This is a genomic window from Leclercia sp. UBA5076 (assembly GCF_002416465.1).
GTDB lineage: Bacteria > Pseudomonadota > Gammaproteobacteria > Enterobacterales > Enterobacteriaceae > Enterobacter.
This window is the reverse complement of record NZ_DIAO01000011.1, coordinates 176,494-192,535: the sequence shown is the minus strand read 5'-3', so window position 1 is coordinate 192,535 and position 16,042 is coordinate 176,494. Positions and strand designations below refer to the sequence as shown.

General features: G+C 56.0%; 15 protein-coding genes. 9 read left to right on the top strand and 6 right to left on the bottom strand.

Features of this window, described 5'->3' with window-relative positions; all coding sequences use genetic code 11:
* Positions 1-9 precede the first annotated feature (9 nt).
* Positions 10-654 (bottom strand): NADPH-dependent F420 reductase, encoded by a 645-nt coding sequence (locus B3X29_RS11410; protein ID WP_259935564.1) that lies wholly within the window; start codon positions 652-654, stop codon positions 10-12.
* Between the two features lie 69 nt (positions 655-723).
* Between B3X29_RS11410 and B3X29_RS11405 the strand changes: the two genes are divergently transcribed.
* A complete protein-coding gene (locus B3X29_RS11405; protein ID WP_156653731.1) occupies positions 724-1,623 on the top strand; it encodes a LysR family transcriptional regulator in 900 nt (299 codons plus the stop codon).
* A 78-nt stretch (positions 1,624-1,701) separates the two neighbouring features.
* On the opposite strand, the gene B3X29_RS11400 is transcribed toward B3X29_RS11405, so the two are convergent.
* A complete protein-coding gene (locus B3X29_RS11400) occupies positions 1,702-1,983 on the bottom strand; it encodes a YjcB family protein (protein ID WP_103177866.1) in 282 nt (93 codons plus the stop codon).
* 549 nt (positions 1,984-2,532) lie between these two features.
* Between B3X29_RS11400 and B3X29_RS11395 the strand changes: the two genes are divergently transcribed.
* The gene (locus B3X29_RS11395) at positions 2,533-3,936 is read left to right on the top strand and encodes a sensor domain-containing diguanylate cyclase (protein ID WP_103177867.1); all 1,404 of its coding nucleotides are present in this window, start codon (positions 2,533-2,535) and stop codon (positions 3,934-3,936) included.
* 339 nt (positions 3,937-4,275) lie between these two features.
* Complete coding sequence (locus B3X29_RS11390; RefSeq protein WP_159340261.1) at positions 4,276-5,862, top strand: EAL domain-containing protein; 1,587 nt, start codon at positions 4,276-4,278, stop codon at positions 5,860-5,862.
* Here B3X29_RS11390 and soxS read toward each other — a convergent pair.
* Entirely contained in the window at positions 5,859-6,185 is a 327-nt protein-coding gene (soxS, locus tag B3X29_RS11385) for a superoxide response transcriptional regulator SoxS (protein ID WP_103177869.1), read from the bottom strand. The genes B3X29_RS11390 and soxS overlap by 4 nt on opposite strands.
* A 98-nt stretch (positions 6,186-6,283) precedes the next feature.
* Between soxS and soxR the strand changes: the two genes are divergently transcribed.
* The 4 genes from soxR (at position 6,284) to B3X29_RS11365 (ending at position 11,134) form a co-directional block, all read left to right on the top strand.
* The gene (gene soxR / locus B3X29_RS11380; RefSeq protein WP_103177870.1) at positions 6,284-6,742 is read left to right on the top strand and encodes a redox-sensitive transcriptional activator SoxR; all 459 of its coding nucleotides are present in this window, start codon (positions 6,284-6,286) and stop codon (positions 6,740-6,742) included.
* Positions 6,743-7,016: 274 nt separating this feature from the next.
* Positions 7,017-7,688 carry a glutathione S-transferase family protein gene (locus B3X29_RS11375; protein ID WP_159340260.1) on the top strand — a complete coding sequence of 224 codons (672 nt, stop codon included), beginning with the start codon at positions 7,017-7,019 and terminating at the stop codon, positions 7,686-7,688.
* 298 nt (positions 7,689-7,986) lie between these two features.
* The gene (ghxP, locus tag B3X29_RS11370; protein WP_103177872.1) at positions 7,987-9,336 is read left to right on the top strand and encodes a guanine/hypoxanthine transporter GhxP; all 1,350 of its coding nucleotides are present in this window, start codon (positions 7,987-7,989) and stop codon (positions 9,334-9,336) included.
* A 151-nt stretch (positions 9,337-9,487) separates the two neighbouring features.
* Positions 9,488-11,134: a Na+/H+ antiporter gene (locus B3X29_RS11365; protein WP_103177873.1), complete on the top strand. Its 1,647-nt coding sequence runs from the start codon at positions 9,488-9,490 to the stop codon at positions 11,132-11,134.
* A 78-nt stretch (positions 11,135-11,212) separates the two neighbouring features.
* Here the strand turns inward: B3X29_RS11365 and B3X29_RS11360 are convergent, their stop codons facing one another.
* Positions 11,213-12,097 carry a LysR family transcriptional regulator gene (locus B3X29_RS11360; protein ID WP_103177874.1) on the bottom strand — a complete coding sequence of 295 codons (885 nt, stop codon included), beginning with the start codon at positions 12,095-12,097 and terminating at the stop codon, positions 11,213-11,215.
* Positions 12,098-12,198: 101 nt separating this feature from the next.
* On the opposite strand from B3X29_RS11360, the gene B3X29_RS11355 reads away from it, so the two are divergent.
* Both B3X29_RS11355 and B3X29_RS11350 read left to right on the top strand, forming a co-directional pair.
* Positions 12,199-12,609 (top strand): CidA/LrgA family protein, encoded by a 411-nt coding sequence (locus B3X29_RS11355; RefSeq protein WP_103177875.1) that lies wholly within the window; start codon positions 12,199-12,201, stop codon positions 12,607-12,609.
* On the top strand, positions 12,602-13,291 hold the full coding sequence (locus tag B3X29_RS11350) for an LrgB family protein (protein WP_103177876.1): 690 nt from the start codon (positions 12,602-12,604) through the stop codon (positions 13,289-13,291). Before B3X29_RS11355 ends, B3X29_RS11350 begins: the two co-directional genes overlap by 8 nt.
* Positions 13,292-13,343: 52 nt before the next feature.
* On the opposite strand, the gene B3X29_RS11345 is transcribed toward B3X29_RS11350, so the two are convergent.
* Together B3X29_RS11345 and B3X29_RS11340 are read right to left on the bottom strand one after the other, a co-directional pair.
* Entirely contained in the window at positions 13,344-14,621 is a 1,278-nt protein-coding gene (locus B3X29_RS11345) for an ABC transporter substrate-binding protein (protein ID WP_159340259.1), read from the bottom strand.
* A gap of 107 nt (positions 14,622-14,728) precedes the next feature.
* Positions 14,729-16,024: a Gfo/Idh/MocA family protein gene (locus B3X29_RS11340; RefSeq protein WP_103177878.1), complete on the bottom strand. Its 1,296-nt coding sequence runs from the start codon at positions 16,022-16,024 to the stop codon at positions 14,729-14,731.
* Positions 16,025-16,042 lie beyond the last annotated feature (18 nt).

Here is a 16,042-nt window from a genome sequence, read left to right as displayed (position 1 = left end):
GTTAATCGACTAGGCCAGTTTTACCAGGTTCAGGGCTGGCAGAGGACCGCCAGGGAACTGTTGCAGATGACCACCCGTTTCAAGGCTGCCTAAATCTATAGTGGCGAAGCCCATTCGCGCGGCCAATGCTTCCACTTCGGATTTCGCCCCGGCATCGTCTCCAGAGATAAACACGACGCGGCGTCCGCCCGCCTGGGCCGGATCCTGCGCCAGCACGCTGGCCAGAAGCGTGTTGAAGGCTTTGACGACGCGGGCGCCGGGTGCCCACTGCGTCATCACCTGGCTGGAATTTTTTCCACCCAGTTCGGCCAGGGTAAAGCCGGGTAAAATCACCGGATTGGTGGCATCAATCAGGATACGTCCACTCCAGTTTAGACCGCTTAGCGCGGCTTCGGTGCTGCTCCAGTTGGTGCTTACAAAAACTATCCCGGCTTCAGCCGCTTGCTGCACGGTACCCGCGCGAGCCCTGTCGCCTAACGCGTTCACCACTTCCGCCAGGCTGTCGGGGCCACGGCTATTGCTCAGAATAACGTTCAGCCCGGAATTGACAAGCTGTCTGGCAAAAGCCTGCCCGATGGCGCCAGCGCCAATAATACCCACGGTTTCTGTTTTCATCGCTTGTTTCCTTAAATGTATGGTTGAGAAGCTGACCAAATAGTAATCATCGCCATTCCATCTGTGTAGCCTATATAATTAGATGGATCCCATCTAACGGAGCGATACATGCTTGACGGTATGTCTATCGATCAACTGCGTACGTTTATTGCCGCAGTTGATGAGGGCAGTTTCTCGGCCGCTGGGCGCAAATTACGGCGGGCGCAGTCGGTCGTCAGCGCGACGCTGGCGAACCTTGAGTCTCAGGTTGGCTTTCCGTTGTTTGAGCGAACGGGGCGCTATCCCAGACTGACGGAGGCGGGGCTTGCCCTGCTGGAGTCAGCGCGTATTGCAACGGCGGGAATGGACGCGTTCAAGGCTAAGGCACGCACCCTGGCTGAAGGGCTGGAGCCTGAACTTGTGGTATCCGTGGATGTGATGTTTCCTGTTGAAAAATTGACTGCCGCGGTGCAAGCCTTTCAGCAGGCCTTTCCTGCTACGCCCTTGCGTCTGTACGTGGAGGCGTTGGGTGGGGTACTTCAGCCTTTACTGGCCGGTAGCTGCCGGGTGGCGGTAATCGGCTCGCTACCCGATTTACCTGCGGGTTGTGCAGCTGAGTATCTTCTCAGCGTAGGCGCCGTAGCCGTGGTATCGCCAGATCATCCGCTGGCTAAAATAGCCGGCCCTCTCCTTCGTTCGGTTGTGCAGGAGCAGGTGCAACTGGTGTTGGCCGATCGTTCCACGCTCACTGCGGGGCGCAACTTCGGCGTTATGTCGGGCAAGACATGGCGTATAGGGGACATGGGAGCGAAGCATGCATTCTTACGCGCGGGGCTGGGTTGGGGCTATATGCCTTTGCCAATGGTTGAGGAAGATCTTGCCAGCGGTCGGCTGGTCGCTTTGAATTTACAGATGCAGCCTGACGTTGGCGCGGGATTTTCAATGTACGCCGTACATTTGAGGGAATACCCTCCAGGCCCGGCCGGACGCTGGTTTATCAATAAGCTCAAAGCGCATGCAAATGAATAAGGTGAATTAGCGATCTGACAACCAGGCCGGCGATGGTCATAAAAAAACCAGACCCTGGTCTGGTTTTTATCGCTGGAACTAGGTGTACATCATTGGCCAGTCCGGCGGCGTATGGCTCATTGCCTCAACCATGATCGTTTTAACGTTATTCCAGACCGCGGCCATATCCAGCAGGGTGATGCCCAGCAGGCCGGTGGCAAACCAGCATGCCGCCGCCAGACCCAGACAGGTGCTGATCACCGCCAGTACTGCGTAATCCGACTTTTTAAACTGAACGTTCAGGGTGCTGGCCAGAAACATCAGCACCGCGCTCAACAATTCCCAGCGTGCAAAGACAACACCGGTGGTAATAGCTGCCATAAGACCGATCCTCAAAGATATCCGCCGCCGGGTATAGCGCGACGTTGCCCGGACGTGGCAAACTGGCTATCGGCAAGCTCAGACTGACAAAATGAAACGATGTTTTGCGTTACATCATATGTGTGAACTATATCACATTTGTTCTTTTATTCGCCAGTGGGCAAATGCATGAAAATGGCCTTTTTTAACCCTTTATTTAATATGGTTATAGGGCCGCAGGAATATATCTTTAATCAGCTAATTGCTCGGGTTGCGGTAACTTTATCGATAATTCATTGAGATAAGAAAACGTGTACAGGTAACCTGTGGTTGTACAATATTTACAGCCTCAGACCTATGGATTATGCTTCATCCGGTTACGTAATTAGCCCGTAATAAATAAATCAGGCTTTTACTGGTTATTATTTGCTGTACTTTTAATTTTACACACACATCTTTTTTCGACAGGGTCAGACAGCCGTAATAATAGATGCTGGCTGCGTATCCTTTCACTCCTGATTTATTCGTTGCGACATTTTTTATCTCGTTAAATGAGCGACGAATAAAACGATGAAGCAAGCAAATCGAGAGAATATAAATGACAGTACGCGGGCTCTGCACGCATTAGCTAAATTAATGCCAAAATTATCGTCGCAGCAAACCTTAACGGATCTTCTGCAGACGATTAATCATACCTTTGGCGCCCAGACCAGCTGGGTAATGGTGGAGGACGATGCGGGTCAGCAGCAGGTAGTCAGCGTCGGTGAATTAACCTGCCATTCCTCAGAAATTAAAGCCTTTCTTTCCAGCACGTTATTGCAGCGTCACCACCGCGCATGGCGGGTCATCTGTTGGAAAGAGAAGACCGGTACGCTTTTATTTCCTGCCATGCATCCGGGACACAGGCAACTACAGTGTGGCGTGCTGTATAAATTGTCGCTGCAACAGGATCGCTGCAACGGCTACTTCTTCCTCGGCTTTGCGCAACCGCAAAGCAGCATCACCGTGCTGAAACAGGTGGTGGTGATCCTGGTCGAAAAACTGAAGGACTATTTGACCGGTCTCGTTGCCCGTGAGCGCACGGCAAAAGAGATGCAGCGGGTGATCACCCAGTATAAAACCCTGTTTGAGCGGGCGCCGGTACTGATGAACTCCTTTGACCGCCATAGCCGCTGCGTATTGTGGAATGCCGAGTGCGAAAAGGTGTTTGGCTGGACGATGGTGGAGATCAACGCCCATGCCGATCCGCTGGCGCTCTTTTATCCAGACCCGGAGGAGCGCCGCCGGGTGCACGAGTCGGTGAATACCACCCCGCTGAACGATATGTACGAATGGCATCCGCTACGTCGGGACGGGGTTCAGCTGACCATCCTGTGGTCGAATATCTCTCTGCCGGACGGCTCAATCCTCAATATCGGGCTCGATATTACCGCGCGTAAAAAAGCGGAGCAGCAGCTGGAGATGAAGGCGACCACCGACGATCTGACACGCTGTCTGAATCGCTCTGCCATCCTGCAGCAGATTGGCGCTGCGCTGGAGGCCTGCCAGCGCGAAGAGGCGGATAGCCACTTCTCTGTCATGATGCTCGACCTGGATTTCTTTAAACAGATTAATGATAAGTGGGGGCATCTGGTGGGCGATGCTGCGCTGATGCATTTTTGCGACTGCCTGCGGAGGGTGATCCCCTCGGGGGCAGCGCTGGGCCGGGTAGGGGGAGAGGAGTTTTTACTGCTGCTGCCAAAGACCCGCAGTGACGCGGCGGTGCAGCTCTCCATGGTACTCCGTCAGGCGCTCTCTCTCACGCCGCTCAAGGTCGGCAGCCGCACCTTAACACTCTCTTTCAGTGCGGGCGTGGTGGAGGTGAATGGAAAACCACGCGATACCTCATCGCTACTCATTAGCGCAGATAAGGCACTTTACGATGCCAAGCGCGGCGGAAGAGGTAAAACAATCGTCGCGGTTGATTATTTATAAATCACTTCAATCATCCTGACGGGTTAAATAGCACAAAATTTCATGATGAAGTTGCGCTTTTTTCATTCTGTAGGTAGTTTGGCTTAATCGACGATTTTCTGTTGAGTTATCCGGGAGCCTGGCTTCCTGGAACGGTAATTATTTAACTTAATAAACACGAAACGAATACTTTCAGTTTGGCTTACGGACAAATATTATCGGCATAACTCAATATTAGGTTATTGGCGTTAAAAGTCAGTTGCTAACTTCGCATGATTCATGCAACGTAATCACCTGTTTAGCAAAGCATCCGGCCTTCATGACTACAGGCACATAAAAAGCAGGGATAATAGGGCGGAAATGAATCGTAACGCACGGGACAAGGTGCTGAGGATAGTCGGGGTTATCATGGTAGTTTTGCTACCTGTGATGCTTGCGCTATGGTTTGCTCAGCAACGCGCGGTCAACGAAACAAGCAGTCAACTTCGCTCATTTGCCGCACTCGCTTTAGACAAAACCGAACTGGTTATTCAGCAGGTTGAGCTGGCACGTCAGGCGGCTGAAAAATACTCGGGTGATATTTGTACACCGGATCACCGACAATATATGTTAAATATTGTCCGGGGCCGACTCTACATTGCCGACCTGCTGTACGCCGAAGGTAAAGCGTTTCTCTGCTCAACAACCAGCACGCCTGAAAACCCCTATTTAATTTCTGCTGCCAATTACCAACGCGCGCCTGACGTCTCTATCTATTATTACCGCGATACGCCATTTTATGCGGGATATAAAATGACCTATATGCAGGTCGGTAATTATGTGGTGGTGGTTAATCCTCTGACCTATAGCGAAGTCATGTCATCCGACCGCTCCCTGGCGTGGGGGGTATTTGATACGGTGAACAACGACTTTTTCTCCATTAGTGAACAGGCAAAAGAAAATGCCTTAAAAAAGCTGATTGGCGATAACGAAGCTATATTCCAGAAAGAAGGTCGTTTTTACACTATTGTTCGCTCCGAGAAACGCCCGATTGCCGCGATTGTTTCGACCACCAATCAGCGTTTTTATGAAGTTCTCTATTATCAGGCAACGTTAACCCTGCCGCTGGGCATGATCAGCAGTATTATCATTTTACTGATGTGGTCGCGGACGCGACGCGAATTTAATTCACCAGGCCGCTTATTGCACCGGGCATTAAATAAAAGACAACTATGCCTGCATTACCAGCCGATTATCGACATAAAAACAAATGCGTGTGTCGGCGCAGAAGCGCTGTTGCGTTGGCCTGGTTTTAACGGTCCGGTAATGAGCCCGGTAGAGTTTATCCCGCTGGCAGAAAAAGAGGGGATGAGCGAACGCATCACCGATTATGTGGTAGAAGAAGTCTTCAGCGATCTGGGCCATTTCCTGGCCTGTAACCCGCATCTCTATATCTCCATTAACCTCTCGGCAACGGACTTCCACTCTTCACGCCTGATTGCGATGATCACCGATAAAGCCCGACACTATAATGTGCGGGCCCAGCAGATCAAAATTGAAGTGACGGAGCGCGGTTTCATTGATGTTCCCAGGACCACGCCGGTGATCCAGGCATTTCGCCAGGCGGGATATGAAGTGGCGATTGACGATTTTGGTACCGGCTATTCCAACCTGCACAACCTCTACTCGCTGAACGTGGATATCCTCAAAATCGACAAGACCTTCATCGATACGTTGACCACCAACAGCACCAGCCATCTCATCGTCGAGCACATTATCGAAATGGCCCAAAGCCTGCGCCTGAAAACCATCGCGGAAGGGGTAGAAACCGTGGAGCAGGTGATGTGGTTGAACAAGCGCGGCGTTCAGTATTGCCAGGGCTGGCACTTTGCCAAGGCGATGTCACCGCAGGATTTCATGACCTGGCAACATCAGCCCGTCGCGGCAGCCCTTGCTCATAGCCACTAGTTAAGCTGATGGCGATAGTCGCTGGGGGTGCGATCAAATTCGCGGCGGAAGACGCGGGAGAACGTCTGCTGGGAGACATATCCCAGATCCATGGCGATATCAAAAATGGGCCGCTGGGTGGTGCGTAACGCCTGGGCAGCCAGCAATAATCTGCGTTGACGAATGTATTCGCCCAGCGTCTGGTGCGTGACGGCGCGGAACATTCTCTGTAAGTACCACTTCGAGTAACCCGACTTCTTCGCCACCACATCAATACTCAAAGGTTGATCGATATGGTCATCCATCCATTCAATAAGTGTCTGAATAATTTGTTGATGTGACATAGAGCAGCCTCTCTCTGGATACACCTGTATCGGTTGATTCGTCGTTTTGTCTGCGGGCGAGTATAATTCCTCAAGTTAACTTGAGGTAAAGAGGTTTTATGGAAAAGAAATTACCGCGGATTAAACCGCTGCTGTCGCCGGGCGAGGTGGCAAGGCGTAGCGGTGTGGCGGTCTCTGCACTGCACTTCTATGAAAGCAAAGGGTTAATTAAAAGCATCCGCAACGCCGGCAACCAGCGCCGCTATACCCGTGACGTGCTGCGCTATGTGGCGATCATTAAGATTGCCCAGCGTATTGGCATCCCGCTGGCCACCATTGGCGAGGCGTTTGGCATCCTGCCGGAAGGGCATACCCTGAGCGCAAAGGAGTGGAAGGCCCTCTCTTCCCAGTGGCGCGATGAGCTGGACCGGCGCATTCACACTCTGGTGGCGCTGCGCGATGAGCTGGATGGATGTATTGGTTGCGGATGCCTGTCGCGCAGCGACTGCCCGCTGCGTAACCCTGGCGATAAGCTGGGCGAACAGGGTACCGGCGCGCGGCTGCTGGAAGAGGATTAGCCGGACATATAAAAAACTAAAGCGCCACAACAGGGCGCTTTAGTTATTCCCGGTCTTTGTCTTTCTCTCTATCCCGCTGGTTCACAGGAGGGTTTCCCCCGACATCAACACCCCTCAGTCGAGCATCTGGTGGAGGTTCCGGCTTGTGCTGACACTTTAAGTCTAGGCCGCAGCCTTAGCTTTGCCAGCCTCATCGCGCAAAAACTCGGCAAAATTTTTTCGCCAGGTTGTGCAATTTTCTATAGTTAGTGGATACGCCTGACTGGAGATAACAATGATAACGGTCCACCACCTCAATCAGTCCCGATCGCAGCGCGTGCTCTGGGCGCTGGAAGAGCTCTCGCTGCCTTACCAGATCGTTCGTTATCAGCGGGATAAGACCATGATGGCCCCCGCCACGCTGCGTAAAATCCACCCGCTGGGAAAATCTCCGGTGCTGGAGGACAACGGCCTGATCCTGGCGGAATCGGGCGCTATCCTCGAATATTTGCAGGAAACTTACGATCCCGGGGGACAGATGAAGCCGCAGGAGCGTGAGCTAAAACTGCAATACCGTTTCTGGCTCCATTACGCAGAAGGCTCGTTAATGCCGCTGCTGCTGATGAAGCTGGTCTTCGCCAGCCTCGGTAAACCGCCCGTCCCGTTTGGCCTGCGAACGCTCGGCAAGGTGCTGGGGCAGGGGGTAGAGAAGGCCTATCTTAACCGCCAGCTGGAAACGCATGCCCGCTTTCTGGAGTCCTCGCTGGAGAAGCATCGTTGGTTCGCCGGGGATCATCTCAGCATGGCGGACGTGCAGATGAGCTTTCCGGTCTTCGCCCTGCTGGAACGCGGCGGCATAGATAATCTTCCCCGCCTGCAAAACTGGAAGAAAAATGTCGAAATGCGTCCGGCCTGGCAGCGGGCGATCCAGCAGGGCGGGCCGTTCGAGATCCCTGGCGGGTCCTGAAATTGTTATCAAATTGCGCATTCACGATAACGTTTGCGCATACTCTGTTCACTTCTTCACCGCCTCGCACGCATTTTAGCGAAAAACGTCAAAGTTAAGTTGAAAATGCCCGCATTGAGGACGGATAATCGTTTGCCTTCATTTCGACACCCGTTTTGTCAGCGCAAAGCTAAACGTTTGCTTTTTTTATGACTCCCCTTTTTGTCATAAACGCAGCACAAGGATATGACGTTTAGCGGGTCGTGGAGTGTCCGTCACGCTGACAGACGACAATTATAATTTTCAGGGGATGTTTTCTATGTCTACGCCATCTGCGCGTACCGGCGGTTCACTCGACGCCTTTTTTAAAATTTCTGCCCGCGGCAGCACCGCGCGTCAGGAGATCGTTGCCGGTCTGACGACTTTCCTGGCGATGGTCTACTCGGTGATCGTGGTGCCGGGCATGCTGGGTAAAGCTGGTTTCCCACCGGCGGCGGTCTTTGTCGCCACCTGTCTGGTTGCCGGTGTCGGCTCCATCGTGATGGGCCTGTGGGCTAACCTGCCGCTGGCGATCGGCTGTGCCATCTCGCTGACCGCTTTTACCGCGTTCAGCCTGGTGCTGGGTCAGCAGATCAGCGTGCCGGTTGCGCTGGGCGCCGTGTTCCTGATGGGTGTGCTGTTTACCATTATCTCTGCCACCGGTATCCGTAGCTGGATCCTGCGCAACCTGCCGCAGGGCATTGCCCACGGGACGGGGATTGGTATCGGTCTGTTCCTGCTGCTGATTGCCGCCAACGGCGTGGGTCTGGTTATCAAAAACCCGCTGGACGGTCTGCCGGTTGCGCTGGGTAATTTCGCCAGCTTCCCGGTGATCATGTCGCTGATTGGCCTGGCGGTGATCATTGGTCTGGAAAAACTGAAAGTGCCGGGCGGCATCCTGCTGACCATCATCGGCGTCTCCATTGTCGGCCTGATTTTCGATCCTGCCGTACACTTCTCCGGCGTATTCGCCATGCCATCCCTGAGTGACGAAAACGGCAACTCGTTGATTGGCAGCCTGGATATCGTAGGGGCGCTCAACCCTGTCGTGCTGCCAAGCGTACTGGCGCTGGTGATGACCGCGGTCTTCGATGCCACCGGTACCATCCGCGCGGTAGCCGGTCAGGCGAACCTGCTGGATAAAGATGGCCAGATTATCGACGGCGGCAAAGCGCTGACCACCGACTCCCTGAGCAGCGTCTTCTCGGGTCTGGTCGGGGCGGCACCTGCTGCGGTGTATATCGAATCGGCGGCGGGTACGGCGGCAGGCGGTAAAACCGGTCTGACGGCGATCACCATCGGCGTGCTGTTCCTGCTGATCCTGTTCCTCGCGCCGCTCTCGTATCTGGTGCCGGCTTACGCCACCGCCCCTGCGCTGATGTATGTGGGTCTGCTGATGCTGAGCAACGTGGCGAAGATTGATTTTGCCGATTTCGTCGACGCAATGTCCGGCCTTATCACCGCGGTATTTATCGTGCTGACCTGTAACATTGTTACCGGCATCATGATTGGTTTTGCCTCGCTGGTGATTGGCCGTATCGTCTCAGGCGAATGGCGTAAACTGAACATCGGTACGGTTGTGATTGCCGTCGCGCTGGTGGTCTTCTACGCGGGCGGCTGGGCTATCTAAGCCATATGCGGCGTAAAAAGACGGGTGGCTCAGGCCGCCCGTTTTTATTTTCAGGACACATCTCGTTGTCTTATGCGTTACTCTGGGAAAGGTACATTAAGGCACGATGCCAGTGGCCTAAACGAACAGAATTATCGCAAACAGGGAACGCATGGAAATTTTCTTCACAATACTCATCATGACCCTTGTGGTCTCACTTTCCGGGGTAGTTACCCGCGTACTGCCCTTTCAGCTACCGCTGCCGCTCATGCAGATTGCCATCGGTGCTCTGCTGGCCTGGCCGACGTTCGGATTGCATGTCGAGTTTGATCCGGAACTGTTTCTGGTGCTGTTTATTCCTCCTTTGCTTTTTGCCGACGGCTGGAAAACGCCCACGCGCGAGTTTCTTGAGCACGGGCGCGAGATCCTGGGTCTGGCGCTGGCGCTGGTGGTTATCACCGTCATGGGGATCGGTTTTCTCATCTACTGGGTGGTGCCGGGGATCCCGCTGATACCAGCCTTTGCACTGGCGGCGGTGCTGTCGCCAACGGATGCCGTGGCGCTCTCCGGCATCGTCGGTGAAGGGCGCATGCCGAAAAAAATCATGGGCATCCTGCAGGGTGAGGCGCTAATGAACGACGCCTCCGGTCTGGTGGCCCTGAAGTTTGCCGTTGCCGTGGCGATGGGCACCATGATTTTTACCGTCGGCGGCGCCACCGTAGAGTTCTTGAAAGTGGCGATTGGCGGTATCCTCGCCGGGTTTGTGGTGAGCTGGCTGTATGGCCGTTCGCTGCGCTTCCTCAGCCGCTGGGGCGGTGATGAACCCGCCACGCAGATCGTACTGCTGTTCCTGCTGCCATTCGCCTCTTATCTGATTGCCGAGCACATTGGCGTGTCGGGCATTCTGGCGGCGGTGGCCGCGGGGATGACCATCACCCGTTCCGGCGTGATGCGTACCGCGCCGCTGGCGATGCGCCTGCGTGCCAACAGCACCTGGTCGATGCTGGAGTTTGTCTTTAACGGCATGGTCTTCCTGCTGTTGGGCCTGCAGCTGCCGGGCATTCTTGAGTCTTCGCTGGTGGCGGCAGAGGCTGACCCGAACGTCGACACCTGGATGCTCTTTACCGATATCGTGCTGATTTATTCCGCGCTGATGCTGGTGCGTTTCGGCTGGCTGTGGACGATGAAAAAATTCAGCGTCCGCTTCCTGAAAAATAAACCGATGGAGTTTGGCTCCTGGACGACCCGTGAACTGCTGATTTCCACCTTTGCGGGCGTGCGCGGGGCGATCACCCTGGCCGGTGTGCTCTCCATTCCGCTGCTGTTGCCGACCGGCGATGTCTTCCCGGCCCGCTACGAGCTGGTGTTCCTGGCCGCCGGGGTGATCTTGTTCTCGCTGTTTGTCGGCGTGGTGATGCTGCCCATCCTGCTGCAACATATGGAGGTGGGCGATCACGTCCAGCAGCATAAAGAGGCGCGTATCGCCCGGGCGGCCACCGCGGAAGTGGCGATTGTCACCATCCAGAAGATGGAAGAGCGCCTGGCGGCCGATACCGAAGAGAACCTCGATACGCAGCTGCTGAAAGAGGTGAGCTCGCGGGTCATTGGTAACCTGCGCCGCCGTGCGGATGGCCGAAATGACGTAGAGAGCTCGCTGCAGGAAGAGAACCTGGAGCGTCGCTTCCGCCTGGCCGCGCTGCGCGCCGAACGTGCGGAGCTTTATCATCTGCGCGCCACCCGGGAGATCAGCAACGAGACGCTGCAAAAACTGCTGCACGATCTCGATCTGATGGAAGCCCTGTTGGTTGAGAAGCCGTAATGGTTGATTGCCCGGTGGCGCTGCGCTTACCGGGCCTGGTAAACCGTAGGCCGGGTAAGGCGACGCCGCCACCCGGCGCTATTCTCCCACCCAAAACCCTTCACAACATTTCAACCACGCCTGAGCGCTGTGCGACAGATAGACCCCTTCCCGCCAGATCATCCCCAGCTGCCAGTGCAGATCGCTCTGGAGCGGGATCCAGCGCAGGGTCTTTTTATCCAGCCGTTCGCAGATGGGCTGCGGCAGGATGGCAATTCCCACCCCCGCCTGCACCATGGCGGCCAGAAAGTCCCACTGCCCGCTGCGCACCGCGATACGCGGCTTAACGCCGTGCTGGTTGAACAGCTGCATCAGCTGGCGGCTGAGGGCAAAATCTTCGTTGTAGATCAGCAGCGGATGCTCGGCGAGGAGTTCAGGGTTGATGGCGTCGAGCGACAGCCAGCTGCCGGAGCGCGGCACCAGCACACAGAGCGGATGGCTGAACAGCGGCAGCGCTGTCAGACCGCTATCCTCTTCCACCGGCAGGGCGGTCATGGCCAGATCCAGCTCGCCGTTGATCACCGCCTGCTGGACGGTTAAGCCGCCAAATTCAGAAATTTTTAGCTCCACGCCGGGATAACGCTGGCGAAACAGGCCGATGGGTCCCGCCATCATCATTCCCACCATTGGCGGGATGCCGAGGCGCAGTATGCCCTTGTTCAGGTGGTTGATGTCGCCAAGCTCGGCCTCCAGCTGGCGAAACTCCGCCAGGATCGCCAGCCCGCGCTCAAACACCACGCGGCCTGTGTCGGTCAGCAGCAGCTTGCGCCCGTCGCGGATCAGCAGGGTACAGTTGAGTTCATCTTCGAGGTTTTTCAGCATTTTGCTGATGGTGGGCTGGGTAACAAAGAGCTTCTCCGCGGCGCGGGTAAAACTCTGCTGGCGGACCACTTCGACAAAGTAACGCAGCGTGCGTATGTCCATGACTATTCCTCGAAACTATACCTTTGATGATTTTAATTCATTTCAGTCAATTACGGGCGCTGACTATACTGGCGCTCCGTCTCATTTTGAGGAAATCCCCCATGACCGTGGCGTTAGGTCGCGTTACGCCTGCCGTCGTGCAACGACTCCAGGTACCGGTTCAGGTCCTGCTCTATGCCGCTCTTTTTGTCTTCGCTGAATACCTTGTTCGCTGGCTCCATCTGCCGCTGCCGGCCAATCTGGTCGGCATGGTGCTGATGTTCAGCCTGATCCTCTGTCGCGTTATTCCTCTCAGCTGGGTGCGGGCGGGGTCGCGCTGGCTGCTGGCGGAGATGCTGCTCTTTTTCGTTCCGGCAGTGGTGGCGGTAGTCAATTACGTCCAACTGCTGATGGTGGACGGCTGGCGTATCTTTGCGGTGATCGCCCTGAGCACGCTGATGGTGCTGGGCGCGACCGCGTGGGTGGTGGATAAAGTCTACCGCTTTGAAATCAGCAGGCAGAAACATGACTAACTTTCAGGTCAGCGTCCTCTGCCTGGTGGTGACGCTGATTATCTATTTTGCCAACAAGCGCCTCTACCGCCGCTTCCGTAAACTGCCCCTGATGCCGCTGGTTTTCACCCCGATCCTGCTGGTGATGATGCTGGTGTGGGGGCATATCTCGTGGCAGAACTATATTGGCGAAGCGCACTGGCTGCTGTGGCTGCTGGGTCCGGCGACCATCGCCTTTGCGGTGCCGGTCTACGACAACCTCGCGGTGATAAAACGCCACTGGATGTCGCTCTCCGCCGGGGTGATCACCGCCACGGTGGTGGCCGTCACCAGCTCGGTCTGGCTGGCGCGGTTGTTTACCCTGTCGGACGAGATCCAGCGCAGCCTGGCGGTACGCTCCGTCACCACGCCCTTTGCCCTGGCGGCGGCAAAACCGCTCGGCGGACAGCCGGATCTGGTGGCGCTGTTCGTGGTGGTCACCGGGGTGTTTGGTATGGCGGTAGGGGACATGCTTTTTCTGCGCCTCTCCATTCGCGAAGGGATGGCGAAAGGGGCCGGGTTTGGCGCGGCCTCCCACGGGGCGGGCACCGCGCGCTCCTACGAGCTGGGCCAGCAGGAGGGCGTGGTGGCAAGCCTGGTGATGATGCTCTCCGGCGTGGTGATGGTGCTGGTGGCGCCGCTGGTGGCGTGGGTGATGTTCTGATAAATGCCGGGTGGCGCTGCGCTTACCCGGCCTACCGGTTCTGAATGCGGCGCTAACGGTTCAACCGCCGCACAATCCGCTCCACCTTCTGGCGGAAATCCGCCGCGACCTGAGCGGATGCCTGGCCCTGCTCCAGTTTTTCCCGCGCCGAGGTGAACTGGTCGATCACCTGCAAGTCCTCAATATAGGGCGTGGCGACAACTGTGGTGTGCAGCGACTGCGCCTGGCGTAGCCCGGCAATCACCGGATCCTGCGGGTCAATCACCCCTTTCTCCGTCAGCTGCGCCTCCGCCGCCTTGTTGAGCGGAATGCCGCGCTCCAGCCCAAGAGCCTCCACCGACTGCGGATCGTTAAGCAGGTAATTCACCAGAATCGCCGCCTCTTTCGGATGTTTAGTGGATTTTGCCACCGACAGCATCTGTGCCGTTTTGAAGTAGACCCCGGACTCCTCTGTGCCGGGCTGCATCACGTAATCGCCCAGCACCAGTTTCGCCGGTGGCGTCATGTTGTTGGCAAACATGCGAATGGTGATGTTCCAGGTGAAGAGCCCGCCCCACTCACCGTTAATCCACGGCTTCATCTCATAGAGGTTGCCCTTGCCGTAGGAAGAGAGGGTCTTTGGCGACGGCAGAACGTGGTCGTCGCTCAGACGTTTCACAAAATCGAAGGCCTCGACCCACTGCGCGTCGTTCCAGGCGAAGGTGCCATCACTGTTGAACATCGACTTCTGGTGGGTCTGCATCATGTACGCATTGAGCAGCAAAATGACATCCTGATCGACCATGGCGTAGGGGTAGTAGTTGTTGCCCAGCGTCTGCTGGAACACTTTCCCGGCGGCAAAAAAGTCGTCCCAGGTTTTCGGATACGCCAGCCCGGCTTTCTGCCAGGTGACGTCGTTGTAGTAAAAGACCGGGGCGTTGACCGAAATCGGCAGGCCATTGAGCTTGCCTTTCACCGTGGTCGATTGCAGATCCTGCGCCTGGTACTGGCTTAAATCGAGCTCCGCTTTCAGCTTATTCAGGTCGTAATACCCTTCGCCGTTTTTGGAAAAGAGGATCAGCCAGGGCCAGTTGGTCTGCATTACGTCCGGCTCGGTGCCGCTCGCCATCTGGGTGGTCAGGCGCGAAAGATGCCCGTCCCAGCCGGTATATTCGGGCTTCACCTTAATCTCCGGATGCGCTTTTTCGAAGGCTTCCAGCGCTTTCAGTGTCGCCTGGTGGCGGCTGTTGCCACCCCACCACGACATGCGTAGTTCAACGGGCGATTGTGCCCAGACAGAGGTACAGGAAAATAACAGCGATGCGATAACACCTGAAACGAGTTTTTTCATTATTGTCTCCGGAACAGAGGCATAAATATTGTTATTAAACAGGTGAGTAACTGCACAATACTACCGGCGGTTCCGGCGCGGCAGCGGGCCGCGCCGGCGTGAGACGCTTAGCGTTTCGTCAGACGGGATACCAGCTCAAACTCCTTAAAGTTGACCGGACGCTGCTGCTGCATGGAGATATTGCCCGCAATGCCGGTGAGGATAGACATGGCCCCGGCACGGTGGTCGGCTGCGCGCTGCAGCGGATCGTGGCGTGGCGCGCCGAACAGGTCGGCCAGCATCGCGTTGTCGCCGCCGCCGTGCCCCCCTTCACCGAGGCTGAATTCCGCTTTCCAGGGTTCGGCAAACATCGGGAAGACGGTGAGGTCGCACTGCTCCAGGCTGCCCTCATTTTCCCGCTCTCCCCCGGCGTTGACGTAGGACTTCTCGACAATCTTCATCTCCAGACGCCCTTCGGTGCCGTTAAAGACCACATTCAGCCCTTCCCACGGCAGGTAGGCATTGAGGGAGTAGGTGAGCTGAACCTGGTTCTGGTATTTCACCAGCACCGACATCGTATCTTCGATGGTGATCCCGTCGCTGAAGACGCTCTGGTCGCGGAAGTAGCGATCTTCGTGTTCGGCGTCCAGATAGAGCGCCTTAAGTTGCGCATTCTCTTCCATATGCAGCGCAAACGGGTCGTCTTTCGCGTCGGCAAAGCCGTGGGCGCGCGGGTAGAACCGGGTCACGCCGCGCTTCTCCGCATTCTCCCTGCCGTAGAACTGCAGGCTGCCTTCGGCGTAAACCCGTTCCGGGTAGCTGCCCAGCCAGAAGTTCATCAGATCGAAGTGGTGGGTGGATTTATGCACCAGCAGGCCGCCGCTGTTGCGCTTTTCCCGATGCCAGCGGCGGAAGTAGTCCGCGCCGTGTTCGGTGTTAAGCAGCCACTCGAAATGGACCGAGGTGACCTTGCCGATCGTCCCCTGCATCAGCAGTTCGCGCACTTTACTGTGGTGCGGCGCGTAGCGGTAGTTGAAGGCCACGCGCACGCTACGGCCCGTCTCTTCAATGGCATCGAGTATGCGCAGGGCGCGCTGTTCGTCGATGGTCATCGGCTTTTCGGTGATCACATCGCAGCCGGCGTGCAGGGCGCGAACGATGTAGTCGTCATGGGTGCGGTCCATGGTGGTGACAATGACGACATCGGGCTGCGTCTCGCGGATCATCTCTTCAAACTGCGCCGCCTGCCAGGTGGAAACCGGATCCGCCCCTTCGTTTTTTAATAACTGATTGGCGTACTGCATGCGCGTCTTGTTAGTATCACAGAACGCGACCAGTCTGGCATTTTCCCGCCAGGCGCCACCGATGGCGGAAATATATAAACCCGCGCGACCGCCAGTCCCGACCAGAGCATATTTTTTCATGGCATCCTCGATTAAATA

What these genes read in the sequence shown, in the direction of transcription:
- B3X29_RS11375 (WP_159340260.1), top strand. Translation starts at nt 7,017, where the DNA reads ATGATAACGGTCCACCACCTCAATCAGTCCCGATCGCAGCGCGTGCTC.
- B3X29_RS11355 (WP_103177875.1), top strand. Translation starts at nt 12,199, where the DNA reads ATGACCGTGGCGTTAGGTCGCGTTACGCCTGCCGTCGTGCAACGACTC.
- B3X29_RS11340 (WP_103177878.1), bottom strand. Translation starts at nt 16,024, where the DNA reads ATGAAAAAATATGCTCTGGTCGGGACTGGCGGTCGCGCGGGTTTATAT.
- B3X29_RS11360 (WP_103177874.1), bottom strand. Translation starts at nt 12,097, where the DNA reads ATGGACATACGCACGCTGCGTTACTTTGTCGAAGTGGTCCGCCAGCAG.
- B3X29_RS11400 (WP_103177866.1), bottom strand. Translation starts at nt 1,983, where the DNA reads ATGGCAGCTATTACCACCGGTGTTGTCTTTGCACGCTGGGAATTGTTG.
- ghxP (WP_103177872.1), top strand. Translation starts at nt 7,987, where the DNA reads ATGTCTACGCCATCTGCGCGTACCGGCGGTTCACTCGACGCCTTTTTT.
- B3X29_RS11395 (WP_103177867.1), top strand. Translation starts at nt 2,533, where the DNA reads ATGAAGCAAGCAAATCGAGAGAATATAAATGACAGTACGCGGGCTCTG.
- B3X29_RS11390 (WP_159340261.1), top strand. Translation starts at nt 4,276, where the DNA reads ATGAATCGTAACGCACGGGACAAGGTGCTGAGGATAGTCGGGGTTATC.
- soxR (WP_103177870.1), top strand. Translation starts at nt 6,284, where the DNA reads ATGGAAAAGAAATTACCGCGGATTAAACCGCTGCTGTCGCCGGGCGAG.
- soxS (WP_103177869.1), bottom strand. Translation starts at nt 6,185, where the DNA reads ATGTCACATCAACAAATTATTCAGACACTTATTGAATGGATGGATGAC.
- B3X29_RS11365 (WP_103177873.1), top strand. Translation starts at nt 9,488, where the DNA reads ATGGAAATTTTCTTCACAATACTCATCATGACCCTTGTGGTCTCACTT.
- B3X29_RS11345 (WP_159340259.1), bottom strand. Translation starts at nt 14,621, where the DNA reads ATGAAAAAACTCGTTTCAGGTGTTATCGCATCGCTGTTATTTTCCTGT.
- B3X29_RS11350 (WP_103177876.1), top strand. Translation starts at nt 12,602, where the DNA reads ATGACTAACTTTCAGGTCAGCGTCCTCTGCCTGGTGGTGACGCTGATT.
- B3X29_RS11405 (WP_156653731.1), top strand. Translation starts at nt 724, where the DNA reads ATGCTTGACGGTATGTCTATCGATCAACTGCGTACGTTTATTGCCGCA.